The following is a 17,316-nucleotide window of genomic DNA, read 5'->3' on the forward strand; positions in this document are numbered from 1 at the left end:
TGAAAAAAGGGGGTTCCCTCCCCACACCCCTCCCTCCCCTAAAAACTTTCAACGGTGCGGGTGGCAAATCGTTGTGTGCTAGAATACTCTGGAATCCTTGATTCCGGTGGCGGTGTTTGGGCGGCGGCAGGGTCCCTCCCTGCCGCCGCCCAAACACCGCCACCGCGACCAGGGGGTCCGGGGGGGATGATCCCCCCCGGTTTTCTTCACGTTCTTCTCTTTTTCACTTCTGACACTGCGGACAAAACGTCGAAGTCCGTCCGGCCACTTTGATCGCAATAAGCGCCTTGCCGCAGGCCGGGCAGGGCTGGCCGGCCTTGCCGTAGACGGTGAACTGGTGCTGAAAGCCGCCTTCCACGCCGTCCGGGGTGCGATAATCGCGGATGGTGCTGCCGCCGGCGGCGATGGCTCTGGCGATGACGGCCTGGATGGCGGTGAGCAGTTTGCGACGCCGGGCCGGGGTCAGGGAATTGGCCGGCGCGTCGGGCCGGATGCGGGCGGCGAAAAGGGATTCGTCGGCGTAGATGTTGCCGATACCGGCGATGACGGTCTGATCGAGGATGGCGGCTTTGATGCGCGTGGTTTTGCGGCATAGCGCCGCCTCGAAGGCGTCCGGCGTCATGTCCCAGGGTTCGGGGCCAAGGGAGGCGTAAAAGGTCCAGGCGGCCAGGGCCTCGGGAGTGACCAGCCGGGCCGTGCCGAAGCGGCGCATATCGGAAAAGACCAGGGCGTTGCCGTCGCTTAAATGGAGCAGCAGCCGGGCGTGGGCCGGCGGGGGGACAGCGGACGGGGCGATGTGGAAGCGGCCGGTCATTTTAAGATGCAGGGCCAGCACGGCCGGGCCGGAGTCGGGGAGCTGGGGCCGGGGGCCGAGTGTGACCAGCAGCAACTTGGCCCGGCGGCCGACGGTTTCAATGACGCGCCCGACAGCGGCGTCGGCAAAGGCGTCCGGGGTGGCCGGCCCTGCCAAAACCTTGCGGTCGGGCACGGTAATGCCCGTCGCCACGCGGCCGATCAGGCCCGGAGCCAGGGCGCGGGCAATGGTCTCCACTTCGGGAAGTTCAGGCATGGCGGCTTATTTGCCGGCCGTCGGCGCGGCGAGCGGGATGGCGATGGCCAGTGTTTCGCCGGCCCGGGAGACGGTCAGGGTCAGCGGTTGCCCGGCCTTGGCGGCTTCCATGGCGGCTTGATGGAGCACGGCCAGTTCCGTGGCCGGATGTTTTCCGGCGGCGGTGACGGCGTCGCCGGCCAAAAGGCCGGCCCGCGCGGCCGGCGAATCCGGGGCCACGGCCGTGACGAGCAGCGGCGTGGCCGGCTGGCCCGGGGCGGGTTGGTCCTGGGACAGGGTCATGCCGAGCCGGCTTTTCTGGACGGCCGGGCAGGCGTAAAAAAAGGCCGCTTCGTCAGGGTCGGGCAGCTCGCCCCCGCGCCAGGGGACAAGCGTAACCACTTGGGCGGCGGGATCAAATACGGCCAGGCGTCGGCTGATGCCCCAGCCGTTGGCCACATGGCCGGCACCGGCAATGACCACCACCGGCCGGCCGGTGAGTGCATGGGCATAGAGCGCCCTGGCTGCCATCTGGGTGTCCCACAGGGCTTGGACGGTGAGAAAACGCTCGAAAGGATCGCTGGGCGGCGCGGCGTCCTTGGCGGCCGGGAGAGGAGGCGCGGCGGGAGTGGCGGGTGCAGTAGACGTACCAGACGCAGCGGACGTGGCGTCCTTGGCGGGCGCGCCAGTGGACGTTACGGGCGCGGCCCCTTCGGGCTTTCGCATGCTGGCATGCTGGGCAAACAGTTCACGTAAAGCTTCAACTTGGGCCGGGGCCGGCGGTAGCACAGCACCAGGGAGGCTGGCCCGCTCGGCGGGGGACAGGGTGTCAAGGCCCTGCCGGCCGACTTTTCTGGCCAGTCCCTTGGGAGCATTGAGGGCAAAAAGCGGCAGCCGGTAGTCCCGGGCCGCCTCGAAAAGGGGCGCGTAAATTTCGAAATCAAAGCCCCAGGTGGTCTTCCAGTCCAAGGCCTTGGGCAGTTCGGCCAGGGACAGGGAACCGGCGTTGAAGCGATCCAGCACGCCTTGCAGCTCGACCGGGACCATTTCCAGGCCGATGGCCGGGAAGATGCCGGCGGCGGCCAGCCGACGAATCACGGCAGCCTGGGCCAGATGATCGCAAGGGTTGGGATGCTCCTCGCCAAGAAGGATATAGGGGGCGGCGGCGATATCTTTGGCAAAGACCGCTGGGGCCAGCGGCCGGCCGGCGGCATCGACCAGGGTTTGCGGCGCAAGGACGGGCAGGGCGGGCCGGTGCGAGCGGTTGGCGACGCACCCACCACCCAGAATCGCCAGGGCGAGGACGGCGGCCCCAAAAACGGGAGCCAGGGCGCGGGGAATTCCCGCGCCCTGACGGACCGTTAAGGAAGCTTTTGCAGCGGTTGGCGCGATCATGACGTTTGACGTCAGGCGATCTCGCCTAGTCCCACTTGCGTTTGTCTTCGATGGGTTTGATCTGGGGCGGCAGGGTGCCGGGGGCGACGACGGTGAGGCCGGGGCGCAGTTTGATCTTCTCCCGGAACTTGTGGAGCAGATCTTCCTCGCGCTTGAAGTTGGAAGCCTCGATGATCAGGTTCATCTCGTCGATGCCGCCGGGGTTGGTGACCTCGATCTGCCAGCGCTTGATCTCTTCAAAGCGGGTGATGACCTGCTCGACCTGGTGCGGGTAGACGAACATGCCCTTGATGCGGGCAGTGGTGTCCACGCGTCCGACAATGGAACCCAGGCGCGGCGAAGTCCGGCCGCAGGGGCAGGGGGCGCGCTCGATATACGACAGATCGCCCGTGGCCAGCCGGATCAGCGGATAGGTCTTGTTAAAGGCCGTGACCACGATTTCGCCGACCTCGCCGTCCTTGAGCGGAATGCCCGTATCCGGATGGCAGATTTCGACAAAGGCCCGGTTGGCGATATGCAGACCGGTTTTGTGGAAGCATTCGTAGCCGATGCAGCCGACATCCGCCGTGCCGTAGCCCTGGCGCATGATGATGTCGAACTTTTTCTCCAGATTGGCGCGCAGCTTTTCGGAGAATTTTTCACCGGTGACAAAGGCCACTTCCATGTACAGGTCTTTGCGCAGATTCAGCCCCATCTCCTCGCCCTTCTGGGCCAGGTGCATGAGGTAGCTGGGGGTGCCGACGTAGCCCGTCACCCGCAACTTCTGCATGATCTCCAGCTGGGTGGCGGAGTTGCCGGGTCCGGCAGGCACCACGGCGCAGCCGAGGTTTTTGAGCGGCTCCTCAAACATGAGGCCGGCCGGGGTCATGTGATAGGGGAAAGTCACTTGCACGAGGTCGCCGGAGCGGAAACCGCAGGCGTAAAAGCCTTCGGTCCAGCCCCAATAATCTTCCTCGCGGTCCTCGGGGTCGAAGATCGGTCCGGGGGACAAAAAGATCCGCCGCAGTTCGCCCATGTCCTTGGTGAGCAGCCCTCCCAGGCGTGGACCCATGGACTGGAGAAAGATCAATTCTTTCTTTTTGAGAATGGGTATGTGCTTGAGGTCCGAGAGGGTCTTGAACTTGGAAGCCTGGAACTGGGCGCGGTCGAAGCGCTTTTTGACGTCTTCGGAATACCGGTACGCATACGAGAGCAGATCCTTGATTTGGATCTGGTAGTACTGCCGGCGTTCCGATTCATCGAGCACTTCCCGGCGGGAATAAATGCCCTCGGTGCGGTCCTTACGAGTCATGACGGGTCTCCTTGGCGCGAAATCCCGTGGTGGGAAAAAGAGAGGCCTTATAGCGCGGCCCGCCACGGAGATCAAGCAATTCGAGGGGCTTTTCCCGCTAAAGCTCGCTGGACCACGGCCAGAAGCTCGAAGCGGGTGACTGGCTTGGCAATATAATCGGTCATGCCGGCGTCCAGGGCGAGCCGGCGATCCGCCGGCGCGGTGGCGGCGGACAGGGCCACAATGGGGATATCCCGGGGCACGCCGGCAAGCAAGCCGTCGCGGATGCGGCGGGTGGACTCCAGCCCGCACAGGCCGGGCATCTGGATATCCATGAGCACCATGTCCACGGAGCGGCTGCCGAGGATGTCGAAAAGCTGTTCGCAGGAGTGGGCGATCAAGGGCACGTAGCCCCGGTCTTGCAGGATGCGTCTGACCAACAGTTGGCTGACGGGGTCATCCTCGGCATAAACGATGACCGCACCAAGTTCCTGGGCGTGGGCAGGATCGCCGTCGTCCCGGCCCGGGCCGGGGCGCAACGACGGCGGGTCGGCGGGGGGGCGGCGCAGCACGGCGGTGAAGGTAAAGGCGCTGCCGGTACCCGGGGTGCTTTCCAGGCGCAGGCTGCCGCCCATTTTTTCAACGATATCCTTGGAAATGCCAAGCCCCAGCCCGGCCTGGGCATAGCGTTTGCTTAAAAACGGTTCGCCAATGGCGAAGTGCTCGAAAATGGAGGTCTGTTTGTCCGGGGCGATGCCAAGGCCGGTATCGCGCACGGTAAAGGCGAGGGTCACGGTATCGGTCGGGCCGCCCGGGGGAACGACGGCCACGGTCACGCTGATGGACCCGCGTTCGGTGAATTTGAGCGCGTTGTGCAGGAGATTGAGCAGCACCTGGCGCAGGCGCTGGGCGTCGCCGACGAGGAATTGTGGCACGTCAGACTCAATGGCGGTAGCAAAGTCCAGGCCGCGTTCCACGGCCTGTTCGGCGCACAGCGCGAAAAGTGTCTCCAGGACGGCATGCAGGTCAAAACAATCTTCGGCCAGGGTCAGGCGGCCCGAGGAGATGGTGGTCATGTCGAGCAGGGTGTTTATGACGCCGAGCAACTGGTTGGAGGCGTTCATGGCCAGTTCCAGGAACTGGCGGCGACGCGCATCCTCTTCGCTTTGCAGGAGCAGGCTGAGCATTCCCATGATGCCGTTTAAGGGCGTGCGCAGTTCATGGCTCATGTTGGCCAGAAACAGTTCCTTGGCCGCGCCGGCTTTGGCTGCCGAGCCGGCAAAGGCGGCGAATTCGCGGTAAAAAGTCTCAATCAGGCCGTGGCGTTCGGGGGAGACCCAGGGAATGAGATGCAAGGCGGCGTCGGCGGCTTGGTTGCGGCCGCAAAGAGCTTGGCGATCAGCGAGATTGGTGAAATACGGCCCCAGGGTCAAAACGCCTGCCCCGCCGTCGCGAAGCGGCACGGGGAACTGGCGCACGGTCATGCCCAGCGGACACCGCACATGCGCCAGCGCGTCGTCGCCAAGGGCGGTCCCGGCCAACAGCGGACACGGGCCGCGCTCGGGAAACTCCCGGTGCAGGATCGCATGGGCCTCGGCACCGGGATCGGGCCAGACCGGAATGTGCGCGCCCGGCCGGACCGTGGCCGGTATCCCCAGCAGGCCCGACAAAGGGTCGAGCAGCCGCTTAAGCGACCGGGGGGCTTCGGCGCAGAGTACATCTTTTGCCATGATAGGACTCTTAGCCGCATCCCCCCGGGAGGTCAATCGGATGGGCCGGAAATGTCTTCCATTTCACGCGGTGCTGTCCCCCAGGGCGTATCGAGGGAGTCGGGGAAATCCGCCGGCGGCAGCGGCGGGCACACCCCCCGGCCGCCGTGGCGGGCAAACACCAAAAAGCCGGTGTGGGCCACCATGCGGTCTTCGGGGCGCAGCCGTTCGGGCACGGGCTTGTAGCGCCGCACCAGGATTTCCAGCACTTCGATATCTTCAAAGGGGGATTTTTCCAGGCCCCAGAGCAGTTCCGTGATCTGGTTGGTGGTGGGGAGCAGGAACCCGATCGGCGCACCGGGGCGCATGACGGCCGCCGCCTGATCCAGATAGTCCCAGGGCGTGCGCACGTCGAGGAACAGCGCATCGGCGTCCGTGGGATCGGTCAGGGGATCGCCCCGAACCACGGACTCCGGGTAAAATCCTTCGGCAATGTCCTGGGTGTGGCGCGATACCCGGTGGCCAAGGCCCACGGCGGCCAGATTCTCACCGGCCAGGGCGTAGAATTCCGGGCGCTTTTCAAAGGTGTAGACCCGGCCCGTGTCGCCCACGTGCCAGGCCAGGGCCAGCGTCAGGCCGCCAGAACCGCTGCCGGATTCCACCACCCGCACCCCGGGTCCGATGCCCAATTTCAAAATGACGTAACCGATCTCTTTGGGGTACATGATCTGGGTCGAGCGTTTGACCCCTTTTATGAGATCGTAGGTGGACGGCCGCAGGATGCGAAAGACGTGGCCGAGATGGGTGGCCACTGCGCCGCCTGAGCCGGCCCGGCCCACTTCGGCAAAACGGATCATGCCTTCCTGGGTGTGCAGCACCATCTCCGGGTCAAAACGCCGCAGATATCGCTTGCCCTTGGGGGAGACCAGAAGTATCAAATCGCCCTGTTTCACATGGTACTCCGGAGTGGTTAAATGGGTCGAGGCCCTTGACCACGGCGGGGCGCGCCTGTCAAGTGTGCAACGCGCAAGGAGGATCAGGCCACGAACCCACTGCAGTACGTTTTCGGACCGGTCCGCTCGGGTCGCCTTGGCGCATCGCTAGGGCTTGATCTGCTTGGTGCCCGGATTTGCACGTTCGACTGCCTCTATTGTGAGGCCGGCGTCACCGAGGCCCTGACCACCGTCCGAAAGCCCTATGTCAGCGCCAGGCGTATCCTGGTCGAACTGGCGGCCTGGAAGGCCGCCGGCCACGCCATGCCCGACGTCGTGACACTGGGGGGACTGGGCGAACCGTGCCTCAACACCGAGCTTGGCGACATTATTGCCGCCACCAAAGAACTTTTCCCCGACATCCCCGTGGCCGTGCTCACCAATTCGAGCCTGCTGCCAGATCCCGATGTCCGGGGAGCGTTATCTGCCGCCGACATGGTCCTGCCATCCATGGACACGTTGGTCGCTGCCGAGTACCAGTTGTTAAACCGCCCCCATGCCGCCATCGGCCTGGACGCCATTCGCCAGGGCCTGCTCGATTTTCGGGCCAGTTACGGCGGTTCGATCTTTCTGGAAGTGCTTTTATTGGCCGGCATCAATGATTCTGCCGCCAATCTCGATTTATTGCAGGGGTTTTGCCGGGAGCTTCGGCCCGAGCGGGTGGACGTCGTTACCATGTCCCGGCCCGGTGCCCATCGCGGTGCTGCGGCTGTTTCCCGCGAGACGCTGGCCCGGTTTCGCGACGCCCTTGGCGGCCGGGAGCAGCCGGCAGATGCGGCTGATGGTGGTGATGGCCACGGGCCTGCGGCCCTTGTCAGCCGGCAGACCCAGGAGCTTGCGGCCCGCATCGCCGCCTCCGTGGCCCGTCGCCCCCAGACCGAGGCCCAACTGGCGGCAGGGCTTGACGTTCCCGTCGAGCCGGTCCGTCAGGCGCTGGCGGCGCTGCTGCGCGCCAATGCGATCCGCCAGGAACGCGCGGGCGACGATTTTTTCTATTCCGGGTGACCGGAGAAACAAAATTTTGCCCGGGCAACCGTGCCCCGGCAGGGAGTTTTATGGAACAGAGCAAAGGAAAGAAACGTAAGCAGAAGATGTTTATCAGCGTGTTGCCCGGCGAACAGGTCGAAGTGGCCGTGGCCGAGGACGGCCTGCTGCTCGAATACTACGTGGAGATGGTGCACCAGGCCAAGACCCGGGGGCATATTTACAAGGGCAAGATCCACAACATCGATCCGGCCTTGCAGGCGGCGTTTATCAACTACGGGGCCGAGCGCAACGGATTTTTGCAAATCGACGAAGTGCATCCCGAATACTACCAGATCGTGCAGTCCGGGGACCGGCGCCCCAAATATCCGCCCATCCAGAAGGCGCTGAAAAAAAATCAGGAACTCCTCGTCCAGGTGGTCAAAGAACCCACCGGGCACAAGGGCGCGTTTCTGACCACCTACCTGTCCCTGCCCGGACGCTATTTCGTTTTGACACCGGGCCGCGAACAGCGGGGCGTGTCGCGAAAGATCGAGGACGAAGCCGAACGCAAGCGCCTCAAAGAAGTCATTTCGGGCCTCAAGCTCGACGAGGGCCTGGGCCTTATTGTGCGCACCGCCGCCATGGCCCAGTCCAAGACGTCGCTGGAGCGCGATCTTTCCTATTTAAAACGCCTGTGGAAGGAAGTGCGCCAGCGCGGCACCACCGCCAGCACGCCCAGCCTGATCTATGAGGAGCTGGACCTGTCCTCCCGGGCCGTTCGCGACTACCTGACCGACGACGTGGGCGAAATCTGGGTGGACGAACCCGAAACCGCCAAGCGCGTGGCCGAAATGGCAGCACTGGTCTATCCGCGCCGTCCGGGCATCGTCAAAGGGCACAGCGACATCGATATTCCGCTGTGGGACCGCTTTAATTTGCGCAAGCAGATCGAGCAACTCTACGGCCGCGAAGTGACCCTGCCCAGCGGCGGGGTGCTGGTCTTTGACCATGCTGAGGCACTTACCGCCGTGGACATCAACTCCGGCAAGATCGGCGGCGAATCCAATTTCCGCGAGATGGCCCTTAAAACCAATGTCGAAGCCTCGGAAGAAGTGGCCCGGCAGTTGCGCCTGCGCGACATCGGCGGTCAGGTGGTCATCGATTTTATCGAAATGAAAGACCGAAAGCATGTGGCCGAGGTGGAAAAGACCTTGCGCGCCGCTTTTAAAAACGACCGGGCGCGCACCGATGTCGGCCGAATTTCCCGCTTCGGCCTGCTGGAAATCGTGCGCCAGCGCCTGGGCTCCTCGGCCCTGTCCATCACCAGCGAACCGTGCCCCTGCTGCAACGGCTCGGGCCAGCGCCGCAACCACGAGTGGCAGGCCCTGACCGTGCTCAAGGAAATCTATCGCCAACTGCGCAAGGACACCACCCAGGAGGCTGTTACAGCCAAGGTGTCTGAAGAACTCGCCCTGTATATGCTCAACAACAAGCGGGTGCGGTTGTCGGCCATGGAAGAGGAATTTAAGAAAAAGATCAATATCCACGCGCTGTAGTGGTATGAATCTCAAGCAATACGCGGCTGCTTGGAAGAGCCGACGCTGTCATGTAAGTTGTCGGCGCGACTCCAGGCCGACGCGGACTGACAGGCAGCAACACGAGGCGGTCCCCAGGCCATGACCCGCCGGATACTGCTGCACCTCTGCTGCGGCCCGTGTGCCATAGCACCGCTTCTGCGCCTTACCGAGGCCGGCTGGTCGGTTGTCGGGCTTTTCGCCAACGACAACATCCAGCCGGCAGCGGAGTGGCTGCGCCGTCGCGACGGCGCGGCCCAGGTGGCGCAGCGTCTGGGTATTGCCCTGCACAGCGACGCCTACGATCCCCTGCCCCATATGCGCCGGTCCCTGGCCGATCCGGCCGGCCGCTGCCGGCCGTGCTGGGCCGAGCGCCTGAATCGCAGCGCGGCCAAGGCCCGGGAACTGGGCTGCGACGCGTTTACCTCCTCGCTGCTCTATAGCAAATACCAGGACCACGCCGCCATCACCGCCCTGGGCGAAGCTGCGGCCGCCAGCCACGGCGTGGCCTTTCACTACGCCGACTACCGCGTCCACTGGGACGAAGGCATCGCCCTGTCGCGGGCCTGGGACATCTACCGCCAGCCTTACTGCGGCTGCATCCTCTCCGAACTCGACCGCTACGCCAAAAAACTCCGCCGCCCGCCTGATGTTGGAAAGGCGCAAGAGGCCTCCGGCGGCCGGGGCTTTGCCCCGGACCCCACCGGGGGGATGATCCCCCCGGACCCCTCACTGGGAAAAGTTGTTTAAGGGATTTCTTGGGGCTGGTTGGTCATCCGGTCGGTTGCGGATCGGGAAAAACCAGAGCTTGCACTGGAGTGGAACCACCGTTGCTCCGGCGGTAAGGGGGGATTAGCCCCCCCTGACTCTCTGGATGGGAGAAGTGTGTAAAGGGGAGCTTTGTTGCTCGTGTGGTGACGGTTGGTGGAGTGACCTGTTTTATTAAAAACCCCTCTTTAAAAACTCCACAGACGCCCCAACCCCCAGCCATCCGACGCACAAACACCCCCCAGGTGGGATTCCAAAGGGCTCAGCCCTTTGGCCGCCGGAGGCATCTTCTCTTTCTCTTTCTCATTATCTTTCGCTCTCCCGGCGGTTCCATTGCTGCTGGAAATCTGTCAGTGCAAATCGCGTTATTGTGGGTTGCGCCGTTCCCGAAATCATTCCCTGCCATAGGAACCCTCTATGAATGCGACAATAATGCTGGCTCTGGCTGTCGGCCTTGATTTGCTGCTGGGCGATCCGGCCGTCTGGCCGCATCCGGTGCGGGCCATTGGCTGGTGCTACGACCGTCTGGACGCCTTTGCCGACCGCATGGGCTGGCGCAGCCGGTTATTCGGAACGGTTGGCGTGTGTGCCGTGGCCGGCGGCAGTGCCGTCCTGGTCTGGGCCGCGTCCCTTCTGCCGGTCCTGGGGCCGTTGTGCGCTCTTTATTTCGCCTATGCCGGTCTGGCCCTGGGCAGTTTGCTGGCCGAGGCCCGGCGGGCGGCACGGTTCTTGATGGCTGGTGATCTGGACGCTGCCCGCACGGTGGTGGGCGGGCTGGTCAGCCGGGAGACGGCGGAGCTTGACGCATCGCAGTTGTGGCGGGCCTTGGCCGAGTCTGTGGCGGAAAATGCCAACGACGGCTTTGTGGCCCCGCTGTTTTGGCTGGCGCTCACCGGCCCGGCCGGGCTTTGGGCCTATAAGGCCGTGTCCACCGCCGATTCCATGTGGGGCTACCGCACCCCGCGTCATGAGGCCCTTGGCTGGTTCGGGGCCAGGGCCGACGACGTGCTGGCTTTTGTGCCGGCCCGGCTCACGGTGGCCGGTCTGTGGCTGGCGGCCCGACTTCTTGGGCAGGGGCGCGGGGTGACGCTGACCGCCATCGTGCGGGATGCCCGCAAAAGTGCCAGTCCCAACGCCGGCTGGCCCATGGCGGCGGCGGCTTGGCTCTGCGGCGGCGGCATGGGTGGCCCGTCGCGCTATTTTGGACGTATTGTTGAAAAGCCCCGGTTCGGGCCAGCGGGCGGGCAGTGGGACGCAGGGCGTTTGCGGTTGTTGAGTAGGATGGTATTGTTAACAGGGTGTATAGTTGCCGTGGGAACAATTGTCCTGCGGATCGTTTTCACGTTTTGCAATGTCGCATAGTGTTGTGCTGCTGCACGTGGCGAAATTCTCATGGCCGAAGGTATATGTGACTTTGAAGCGCATGCGAAAATGATTTTTTGTTGACGGGTTTCTGCGTAGAGTGCTAGTGATACAGTACGAATTTTTGAGGAGGGCAGACGTATGGCATTCGAAGGTACCGTCAAGTGGTTCAGTGACAAAAAGGGATATGGATTCATCATGCGCGAGGGCGAGGATGACGTCTTCGTCCACTATTCGTCCATTGAGGGCGACGGCTTTCGCACGTTGCGCGAAGGGGAGCTTGTGTCTTTTGAGATCTTAAGCGGTGAACGCGGACCCAAAGCTTCCAATGTAGTGCGTCCGGCCTAGCGTCGGCTGGAAAGAACATGCAAAAAGCCCCCGTCGGCTATGCCGGCGGGGGCTTTGTTACGATCTAGCGTCAATTTACGCGCCAAGGGCCTTGGAGCGATCCCGCGAGGCCACGGCCGCGTCAATGATGGCGGCACGCACGGCTTTGCGATCCAGGTGCATGAGCGCTTCGATGGTGGTGCCGGCCGGCGAGGTCACCATTTCGCGCAACACGCTCGGGTGCAGGCCGGTTTGCACGGCCAACTTGGCCGTGCCCTCGAAAAGCCCCAGGACGATGTCCGTGGACTTGTCCCGGGCAAAGCCCATGAGCACCCCGGATTCGATCAGCGCCTCCATGAAATGGAGCACGTAGGCCGGACCCGAGCCGGCCAGTCCCGTAAAGGCGTCGAAAAACTTCTCTTCCAGCACATAGGTGCGCCCGAGCGCTGCAAAGAGTTTGCCGACGAAGTCCTTTTGCCCGGCCTCCAGGGCCGCGTCTTCCAGGCACAGGGCGAACTGGCCCGCACCGACCAGGGCCGGGGTGTTGGGCATGACCCGCACCACCGGGCACTTGCCGGCGGCCAGTTCCCGCAGCCGGGCCATGGTCACGCCGGCCACGATGGACACGATGACCGTTTCCGGTCCCAGATGCGGGGCCAGTTCGGCCATGGCGGCGGCGAGATACTGCGGCTTGACGCAAAGGACGAGATAGTCGCTGGCAGCCGCCAGATCCTCGGGCGTGGCTGCCGCCTTGGCCAGCTTGTCGCCAACCAGGGCCGCGACTTTGGCGGCGTCGACATCGTAGGCCACGGCCGACACGTCGGGCACTGCGGACAGGCCCTTGATGATGGCCGCGCCCATGTTGCCCGCGCCGAGAAATCCGATGACGGCGGCCATGGCCCTAGCCCACCATCTCGAGGGTGCTGAAGTAGTAGGCGGTCTCGAAGGCGGCCGTCTCGGGAGCGTCGGAGCCGTGGACGGAGTTCTTCTCAATGTCCAGGGCATAGCACTTGCGGATGGTGCCTTCCTCGGCGTTGGCCGGGTTGGTGGCACCCATGAGCTTGCGGTACTTGGCAATGGCGTCGTCGCCTTCGAGGATGGAGACGACCACCGGGCCGGAGATCATGAAATCGACCAGGCTGCGGAAAAACGGGCGGTCCTTGTGTACGGCATAAAAGCCTTCGGCCTCGGCGGCGGAAAGCTGGATCATCTTCATGGCCACGACTTTGAGGCCCGCGTCCTGGATCATTTTAAGGATCGCGCCGGACAGATTGCGGGCAACGGCGTCGGGCTTGATGATGGAAAGGGTACGTTCCATGGGGAGGCTCCTTGATGGTGATGGTTTGGTTGCGGGCGCGCAGCCCGGCGAGGCGGGGCTTAGCGCGAATTGGCCGGCATGGCAAATCTAGTCCGTATGGCCGGCGATAACGCGCAAAATAGCCTCCCGGTCCACCATGCCGACGAGCTTGCCGTCGTCGTCCGTGACCACCAGCCGCTTGACGTGATGGGACAGCATCTTTTGCAGCACGTCCAGAAGCGAGGCGTCCCCGGTCACGGTATGCACGCGCGGCTGCATGACTTCCTTGGCCGTGCCCAGGGGACAGGCGTCGTCCGTGCGGCCAAAGGAAAAAAGCGCCCGCAACAGCCCCGGTTTGCGGCCCGGACCGCAGCGGGCCATAAGATCGCTGTCCAAAATAATGCCCAGAACCTTGCCCGCACTATCCACGACGACCACCCGGCGCAGCGGCGAGGCGATCAACTTGGCCACCACCTCCGGCAAGGCGTCGTCCGGGCCGGCCGTCGGCACGTCGGTAAAAAGAACATCCCGGGCTTCCTGCATAAGGCCGGCCGTAAAACGGGGCAGGGCCACGGCGGCCGCAGCCGGAATCTTGCCGGCCGAACGCAGGATGTCGGCCCGGCTGACGATGCCGATGAGTTCTCCCGTGCCATCCACCACCGGCAGGCGCTTAAGCCCCTTTTTAACCATAATCTGGGAGGCATCGCGCAGGCTCGCCCGTTCGCCGATGGTCGTTGCCGGCGCGGTCATGACCTCCCGGGCTGTGTGTCCGATCAGCCGGGCCTTGGCGTCTTCCCGGGCTTCCTGGGGCAGTACGCCGTACACCGACAACCGGGCGGCCAAGCCCCCCCGGGTCAGCAGATCGCCACCCGTGACCACGCCCAGCACCTTGCGCCCGGCGTCGACCACCGGCACGGCCTTGACATTGCGGGCCAGCAGCAGATCGACCACGTCGGTCAGCGGCGCGTCCGGGCCGACCGTGGCCACATCGGCCGCCATGACATCACGCACCCGCACCGGACAATGAAACCGGGCCGTCATTTTCTGCCGGGCCATAAGCCCGCCTTTGAGCACGGCCTCAAAGCGCGGCAACAGCGCCTCAATGCGCTCGGGTCGGTCGGCGATTTCGACGATCATGGGCAGATCTTCGGAGAGGCGCAAAATCTTGGCGGTATGCACGAGACTGCCGGCCCCAAACCCCAGCACCCCGCGTAGCACCGTGGCCCCGGCCGCGCCATGCTCCCGGGCCAGTTCCACCAGCACCTCATAGACCGGCCGGCCGTCGATACGGTCGGATTCGCCGCAGTACACCCGCAACAGTTCGATTTCGACGTATTCCGACATACGCACTCCTCATAATATAAGAGCGGGCTCTGCCCGCACCCGCCGGGGGGGATAATCCCCCCCGCCCCCCCAACCCCATACCGGGGGGTCCGGGGGGATCATCCCCCCGGCGGGTCCAGGGCAGGGCCCTGGCAGGGTCTGGGACAGCGTCCCGGTGGGCGGCGCGGCCGCGCTAGAGCATCCTGCCGAGCATCAATCCGCCGAAAAGTGCGGCGAAGCCGAGCACGGTCTGAAACCCCACGTTGGCCAGGGCCGGCAGGATGCGGCCGTCTTCCAGGAACGCACCGCTTTCAAAAATAAAGGTGGAAAAGGTGGTGAATGCGCCCATAAAACCCGTGAGGATAATGGCCCGCGTCTCGGTGCGGATGATCATGCGGTCGCCGCCGAGTTCCCACACCAAGCCGAACAGGAAGCAACCCAGGATGTTGACAGCCGCCGTGCCCCAGGGAAACTCCCGGCCGGCCAAATCGTAAACAAGCCCCGACAGCCAGTAGCGGGCCAGGGTGCCGGCAGCCCCGGCCAGGGCGATCAGTCCCAGTTTTTCAAGCATTGGCCACTCCGGGGCAGGTATTGGCTGGGTGCCACAGGCGACAGTCCAGGCCGTGGGCGTCCCGTCCATTACTTACGCCCGCAGCGAAAAAGCGTAAAGGGCACGGTTGACTATCTGAACCCCATCGTTATGGTATGAATTTGTCGACGCTCTTTGAAAAAAGCGGGCAACGCCCCTTTTCGCAAACCGCCCTTTGCGGCATACACTGGCGTTGCGCCAGTCGGCCCCGGGCCGACGATACGGAGGTCATCATGTGGGAATATACCGATAAAGTCAGGGACCATTTTCTCAATCCGCGAAACGTTGGCAGCCTCGATGATGCCAACGCCGTGGGCGAAGTCGGGTCGCTGGCCTGCGGCGACGCGCTCAAACTCTTTTTAAAGATCAACGACGCCGGCGTCATCGAAGACGCCCGGTTTCAGACCTTTGGCTGCGCCTCGGCCATCGCCTCCAGCTCGGTTTTAACCGAACTGCTCAAGGGCAAGACCATCGAAGAGGCCCGCGCCTTGACCAACAAGGACATTGCCGATGACCTGGGCGGGCTGCCCAAGGAAAAGATGCACTGTTCGGTCATGGGGCAGGAAGCCCTGGAAGCGGCCCTGGCCGATTATCTGGGCGAAAAGGCCCCGGCCCATGAGCCCGAGGGCGAACTGGTGTGCAAGTGTTTCGGCGTCTACGACGGCCAGATCCGCCGGGCCATCCGGGAAAACAAGCTGACCACCGTTGAGGAGGTCACGGATTTCACCAAGGCCGGCGGCGGTTGCGGCGATTGCCTGGAAAAGCTGGCCGGTATCCTGGCCGAGGAACTCGGGCAGGCCGCTGCCAAGCCCTTGGTCGAGCTGCAAGTGAAGCGGCCGATGACCAACCTGGAGCGGGTCAAGCTCGTGACCAAGATCATGGAAGAGGAAATTCGCCCCGCGCTCAAAAAGGACGGCGGTGACATTGAACTGGTGGACATCGACGGTACGACGGTCTTCGTTTCCCTGCGCGGGGCCTGCAAGGGCTGCCCGAGCAGCAACCTGACACTCACGGAGTTTGTGCAAAAGCGGCTCCAGGAGCTGGTCGAACCGGGCATCACGGTCAAGGAGGCAAAATGAAGCCGGTCTATCTGGACAACAACGCCACCACCATGTCCGCCCCGGAAGTTGTGGCCGAGATGCTGCCGTATCTGTCGGAATTTTATGGTAATCCGTCGAGCATGCATTCCTTTGGCGGGCGTGTCGGCCTGCGCCTCAAGCAGGCTCGCAGCGACATAGCCGGCACGCTCGGCTGCCAGCCCGACGAGATTATTTTTAATTCCTGCGGCTCCGAAGGCGACAACACCGCCATCCTGAGCGCTCTGGCCGCCCAGCCCGACAAGCGCCATATAGTCACCACCCGGGTGGAGCATCCGGCGGTCCTCAGTCTGGCCCGGCATTTGGAAGAAAAAGGCTATGAGGTGACCTATCTCGGCGTTGACGAGAAAGGCCGCCTCGATATGGCCGAACTCGGGCAGGCCATCCGCAAGGATACGGCCATCGTCTCCATCATGTACGCCAACAACGAAACCGGCGTCATTTTTCCGCTGCCCGAAATCGCCGCCCTGTGCAAAGCGCGCGGCGTGCTGCTGCACACCGACGCGGTCCAGGCCGTGGGCAAGATCGACATCGATCTTGCCAAGCTCCCCGTGTCCATGCTGTCGCTCTCAGGCCACAAGCTCCATGCCCCCAAGGGCGTGGGCGTCTTATACGTGCGCAAAGGCACGCCGTTTCGCCCGTTTCTCATCGGCGGCCACCAGGAACGCGGCCGCCGGGCCGGGACCGAAAATGCTGCCGGCATCATCGCTCTGGCCAAGGCCATGACCCTGGCCAAGGAACATATGGTTGCGGAAAATACGCAGGTCAAAGCCCTGCGCGACCGCCTGGAAGCCGGTATCCTGGCCGCCATACCCCATTCACTGGTCAACGGCGATACGGAACATCGGCTGCCCAATACCAGCAGCATCGCCTTTAAGTTCGTCGAAGGCGAAGCCATTTTGCTCATGCTCGACCAATACGGCATCTGCGCCAGCTCCGGCTCGGCCTGCACCTCCGGGAGCCTTGAACCCTCCCACGTGCTGCGGGCCATGGGCGTGCCATTCACCTACGCCCACGGCTCCATCCGGTTTTCGCTCTCGCGCTATACGACAGACGCCGAAATCGACCTGGTGCTGGAGAAACTGCCCGGCATCATCGAAACCCTGCGACGCATGTCGCCGTTTCGCGACGAAGAAGCCGCCAAGCCCGCTTGTACTTGCTAGCTTGGTAAACTGGGGCGCTGCCCCAGACCCCGGCAGGGCGCTGCCCTGCACCCGCCAGGGCTCTGCCCTGGACCCGCCGGGGGGCTCAGCCCCCGGACCCCCGGTATGGGGTTGGGGGTTGGGGAGTGGGGACGGCGGCGGCGGCTTCCAAGACGGGGTCGGGATTTGTCCTGGCGATACCGCCGCTGGCGCGGCAGGCTCGCCAGGACAAATCCCGACCCCGACCGGCCATCGGCCCGAAGCGGGCCGAAGTGAAGAGAAAGAGTGAAGCGAAGGGTTGAAGAGAAAGAGTTGGCGCAAGGCTCGGTTTGTTGCAGGATTGCGTGAAAAAATAATTATGGTTTTCCATCTCCCGGTGCGCCATATCGCGTTGTCACAACCTTGTGCAGGCAAAGCGGAAACAGCCTCGGGAGGTCTGATCTACTTTGGTTCCCTT

The 17,316-nt window shown here is 63.7% G+C and carries 16 protein-coding genes; 7 read left to right on the forward strand and 9 right to left on the reverse strand.

Annotated features, from left to right (window positions below; all coding sequences use genetic code 11):
* Positions 1 to 223: 223 nt before the first annotated feature.
* The 5 genes from mutM to GTA51_RS18640 all read right to left on the reverse strand — a co-directional run bounded on the left by mutM (position 224) and on the right by GTA51_RS18640 (position 6,375).
* Positions 224 to 1,069 carry a bifunctional DNA-formamidopyrimidine glycosylase/DNA-(apurinic or apyrimidinic site) lyase gene (mutM, locus tag GTA51_RS18620; RefSeq protein WP_160963799.1) on the reverse strand — a complete coding sequence of 282 codons (846 nt, stop codon included), beginning with the start codon at positions 1,067 to 1,069 and terminating at the stop codon, positions 224 to 226.
* A gap of 6 nt (positions 1,070 to 1,075) precedes the next feature.
* Positions 1,076 to 2,443 (reverse strand): ChaN family lipoprotein, encoded by a 1,368-nt coding sequence (locus GTA51_RS18625; RefSeq protein ID WP_160963801.1) that lies wholly within the window; start codon positions 2,441 to 2,443, stop codon positions 1,076 to 1,078.
* Between the two features lie 25 nt (positions 2,444 to 2,468).
* Complete coding sequence (locus GTA51_RS18630; RefSeq protein WP_160963803.1) at positions 2,469 to 3,734, reverse strand: phenylacetate--CoA ligase family protein; 1,266 nt, start codon at positions 3,732 to 3,734, stop codon at positions 2,469 to 2,471.
* A 71-nt stretch (positions 3,735 to 3,805) separates the two neighbouring features.
* Positions 3,806 to 5,443: an ATP-binding protein gene (locus GTA51_RS18635; RefSeq protein WP_160963805.1), complete on the reverse strand. Its 1,638-nt coding sequence runs from the start codon at positions 5,441 to 5,443 to the stop codon at positions 3,806 to 3,808.
* Positions 5,444 to 5,475: 32 nt separating this feature from the next.
* Positions 5,476 to 6,375: a tRNA (adenine-N1)-methyltransferase gene (locus GTA51_RS18640; RefSeq protein WP_160963807.1), complete on the reverse strand. Its 900-nt coding sequence runs from the start codon at positions 6,373 to 6,375 to the stop codon at positions 5,476 to 5,478.
* 303 nt (positions 6,376 to 6,678) lie between these two features.
* On the opposite strand from GTA51_RS18640, the gene GTA51_RS18645 reads away from it, so the two are divergent.
* The 5 genes from GTA51_RS18645 (at position 6,679) to GTA51_RS18665 (ending at position 11,432) form a co-directional block, all read left to right on the forward strand.
* The gene (locus GTA51_RS18645) at positions 6,679 to 7,419 is read left to right on the forward strand and encodes a radical SAM protein (protein ID WP_343039537.1); all 741 of its coding nucleotides are present in this window, start codon (positions 6,679 to 6,681) and stop codon (positions 7,417 to 7,419) included.
* A gap of 50 nt (positions 7,420 to 7,469) precedes the next feature.
* On the forward strand, positions 7,470 to 8,936 hold the full coding sequence (locus GTA51_RS18650) for an Rne/Rng family ribonuclease (protein ID WP_160963809.1): 1,467 nt from the start codon (positions 7,470 to 7,472) through the stop codon (positions 8,934 to 8,936).
* Between the two features lie 120 nt (positions 8,937 to 9,056).
* Entirely contained in the window at positions 9,057 to 9,704 is a 648-nt protein-coding gene (locus tag GTA51_RS18655) for an epoxyqueuosine reductase QueH (RefSeq protein ID WP_160963811.1), read from the forward strand.
* A gap of 435 nt (positions 9,705 to 10,139) precedes the next feature.
* Positions 10,140 to 11,084: an adenosylcobinamide-phosphate synthase CbiB gene (gene cbiB, locus GTA51_RS18660; protein ID WP_160963813.1), complete on the forward strand. Its 945-nt coding sequence runs from the start codon at positions 10,140 to 10,142 to the stop codon at positions 11,082 to 11,084.
* A gap of 141 nt (positions 11,085 to 11,225) precedes the next feature.
* Complete coding sequence (locus tag GTA51_RS18665) at positions 11,226 to 11,432, forward strand: cold shock domain-containing protein (RefSeq protein WP_160963815.1); 207 nt, start codon at positions 11,226 to 11,228, stop codon at positions 11,430 to 11,432.
* A 75-nt stretch (positions 11,433 to 11,507) separates the two neighbouring features.
* Here GTA51_RS18665 and proC read toward each other — a convergent pair whose 3' ends face one another.
* From proC to GTA51_RS18685, 4 genes are all read right to left on the reverse strand, one after another.
* Complete coding sequence (gene proC / locus GTA51_RS18670) at positions 11,508 to 12,308, reverse strand: pyrroline-5-carboxylate reductase (protein ID WP_160963817.1); 801 nt, start codon at positions 12,306 to 12,308, stop codon at positions 11,508 to 11,510.
* 4 nt (positions 12,309 to 12,312) lie between these two features.
* The gene (gene ndk, locus GTA51_RS18675; RefSeq protein ID WP_160963819.1) at positions 12,313 to 12,729 is read right to left on the reverse strand and encodes a nucleoside-diphosphate kinase; all 417 of its coding nucleotides are present in this window, start codon (positions 12,727 to 12,729) and stop codon (positions 12,313 to 12,315) included.
* Positions 12,730 to 12,816: 87 nt separating this feature from the next.
* A complete protein-coding gene (locus GTA51_RS18680) occupies positions 12,817 to 14,052 on the reverse strand; it encodes a DUF190 domain-containing protein (protein ID WP_160963821.1) in 1,236 nt (411 codons plus the stop codon).
* A 172-nt stretch (positions 14,053 to 14,224) separates the two neighbouring features.
* Complete coding sequence (locus GTA51_RS18685) at positions 14,225 to 14,602, reverse strand: fluoride efflux transporter FluC (RefSeq protein WP_160963823.1); 378 nt, start codon at positions 14,600 to 14,602, stop codon at positions 14,225 to 14,227.
* A gap of 251 nt (positions 14,603 to 14,853) precedes the next feature.
* Here GTA51_RS18685 and nifU point away from each other — a divergent pair, with 251 nt between their 5' ends.
* Entirely contained in the window at positions 14,854 to 15,699 is an 846-nt protein-coding gene (gene nifU / locus GTA51_RS18690) for a Fe-S cluster assembly protein NifU (RefSeq protein ID WP_160963825.1), read from the forward strand.
* A complete protein-coding gene (gene nifS, locus GTA51_RS18695) occupies positions 15,696 to 16,880 on the forward strand; it encodes a cysteine desulfurase NifS (protein WP_160963827.1) in 1,185 nt (394 codons plus the stop codon). Before nifU ends, nifS begins: the two co-directional genes overlap by 4 nt.
* Positions 16,881 to 17,316: the final 436 nt, after the last annotated feature.

The sequence above is a fragment of the Solidesulfovibrio aerotolerans genome (assembly GCF_009856865.1).
In the GTDB taxonomy this organism is placed as follows: domain Bacteria; phylum Desulfobacterota; class Desulfovibrionia; order Desulfovibrionales; family Desulfovibrionaceae; genus Solidesulfovibrio; species Solidesulfovibrio aerotolerans.

Bases quoted from the DNA above. Each gene is read 5' to 3' on its own strand.
- mutM (WP_160963799.1), bottom strand. From the start codon at position 1,069: ATGCCTGAACTTCCCGAAGTGGAGACCATTGCCCGCGCCCTGGCTCCG.
- GTA51_RS18625 (WP_160963801.1), bottom strand. From the start codon at position 2,443: ATGATCGCGCCAACCGCTGCAAAAGCTTCCTTAACGGTCCGTCAGGGC.
- GTA51_RS18630 (WP_160963803.1), bottom strand. From the start codon at position 3,734: ATGACTCGTAAGGACCGCACCGAGGGCATTTATTCCCGCCGGGAAGTG.
- GTA51_RS18635 (WP_160963805.1), bottom strand. From the start codon at position 5,443: ATGGCAAAAGATGTACTCTGCGCCGAAGCCCCCCGGTCGCTTAAGCGG.
- GTA51_RS18645 (WP_343039537.1), top strand. From the start codon at position 6,679: ATGCCCGACGTCGTGACACTGGGGGGACTGGGCGAACCGTGCCTCAAC.
- GTA51_RS18650 (WP_160963809.1), top strand. From the start codon at position 7,470: ATGGAACAGAGCAAAGGAAAGAAACGTAAGCAGAAGATGTTTATCAGC.
- GTA51_RS18655 (WP_160963811.1), top strand. From the start codon at position 9,057: ATGACCCGCCGGATACTGCTGCACCTCTGCTGCGGCCCGTGTGCCATA.
- cbiB (WP_160963813.1), top strand. From the start codon at position 10,140: ATGAATGCGACAATAATGCTGGCTCTGGCTGTCGGCCTTGATTTGCTG.
- GTA51_RS18665 (WP_160963815.1), top strand. From the start codon at position 11,226: ATGGCATTCGAAGGTACCGTCAAGTGGTTCAGTGACAAAAAGGGATAT.
- proC (WP_160963817.1), bottom strand. From the start codon at position 12,308: ATGGCCGCCGTCATCGGATTTCTCGGCGCGGGCAACATGGGCGCGGCC.
- ndk (WP_160963819.1), bottom strand. From the start codon at position 12,729: ATGGAACGTACCCTTTCCATCATCAAGCCCGACGCCGTTGCCCGCAAT.
- GTA51_RS18680 (WP_160963821.1), bottom strand. From the start codon at position 14,052: ATGTCGGAATACGTCGAAATCGAACTGTTGCGGGTGTACTGCGGCGAA.
- GTA51_RS18685 (WP_160963823.1), bottom strand. From the start codon at position 14,602: ATGCTTGAAAAACTGGGACTGATCGCCCTGGCCGGGGCTGCCGGCACC.
- nifU (WP_160963825.1), top strand. From the start codon at position 14,854: ATGTGGGAATATACCGATAAAGTCAGGGACCATTTTCTCAATCCGCGA.
- nifS (WP_160963827.1), top strand. From the start codon at position 15,696: ATGAAGCCGGTCTATCTGGACAACAACGCCACCACCATGTCCGCCCCG.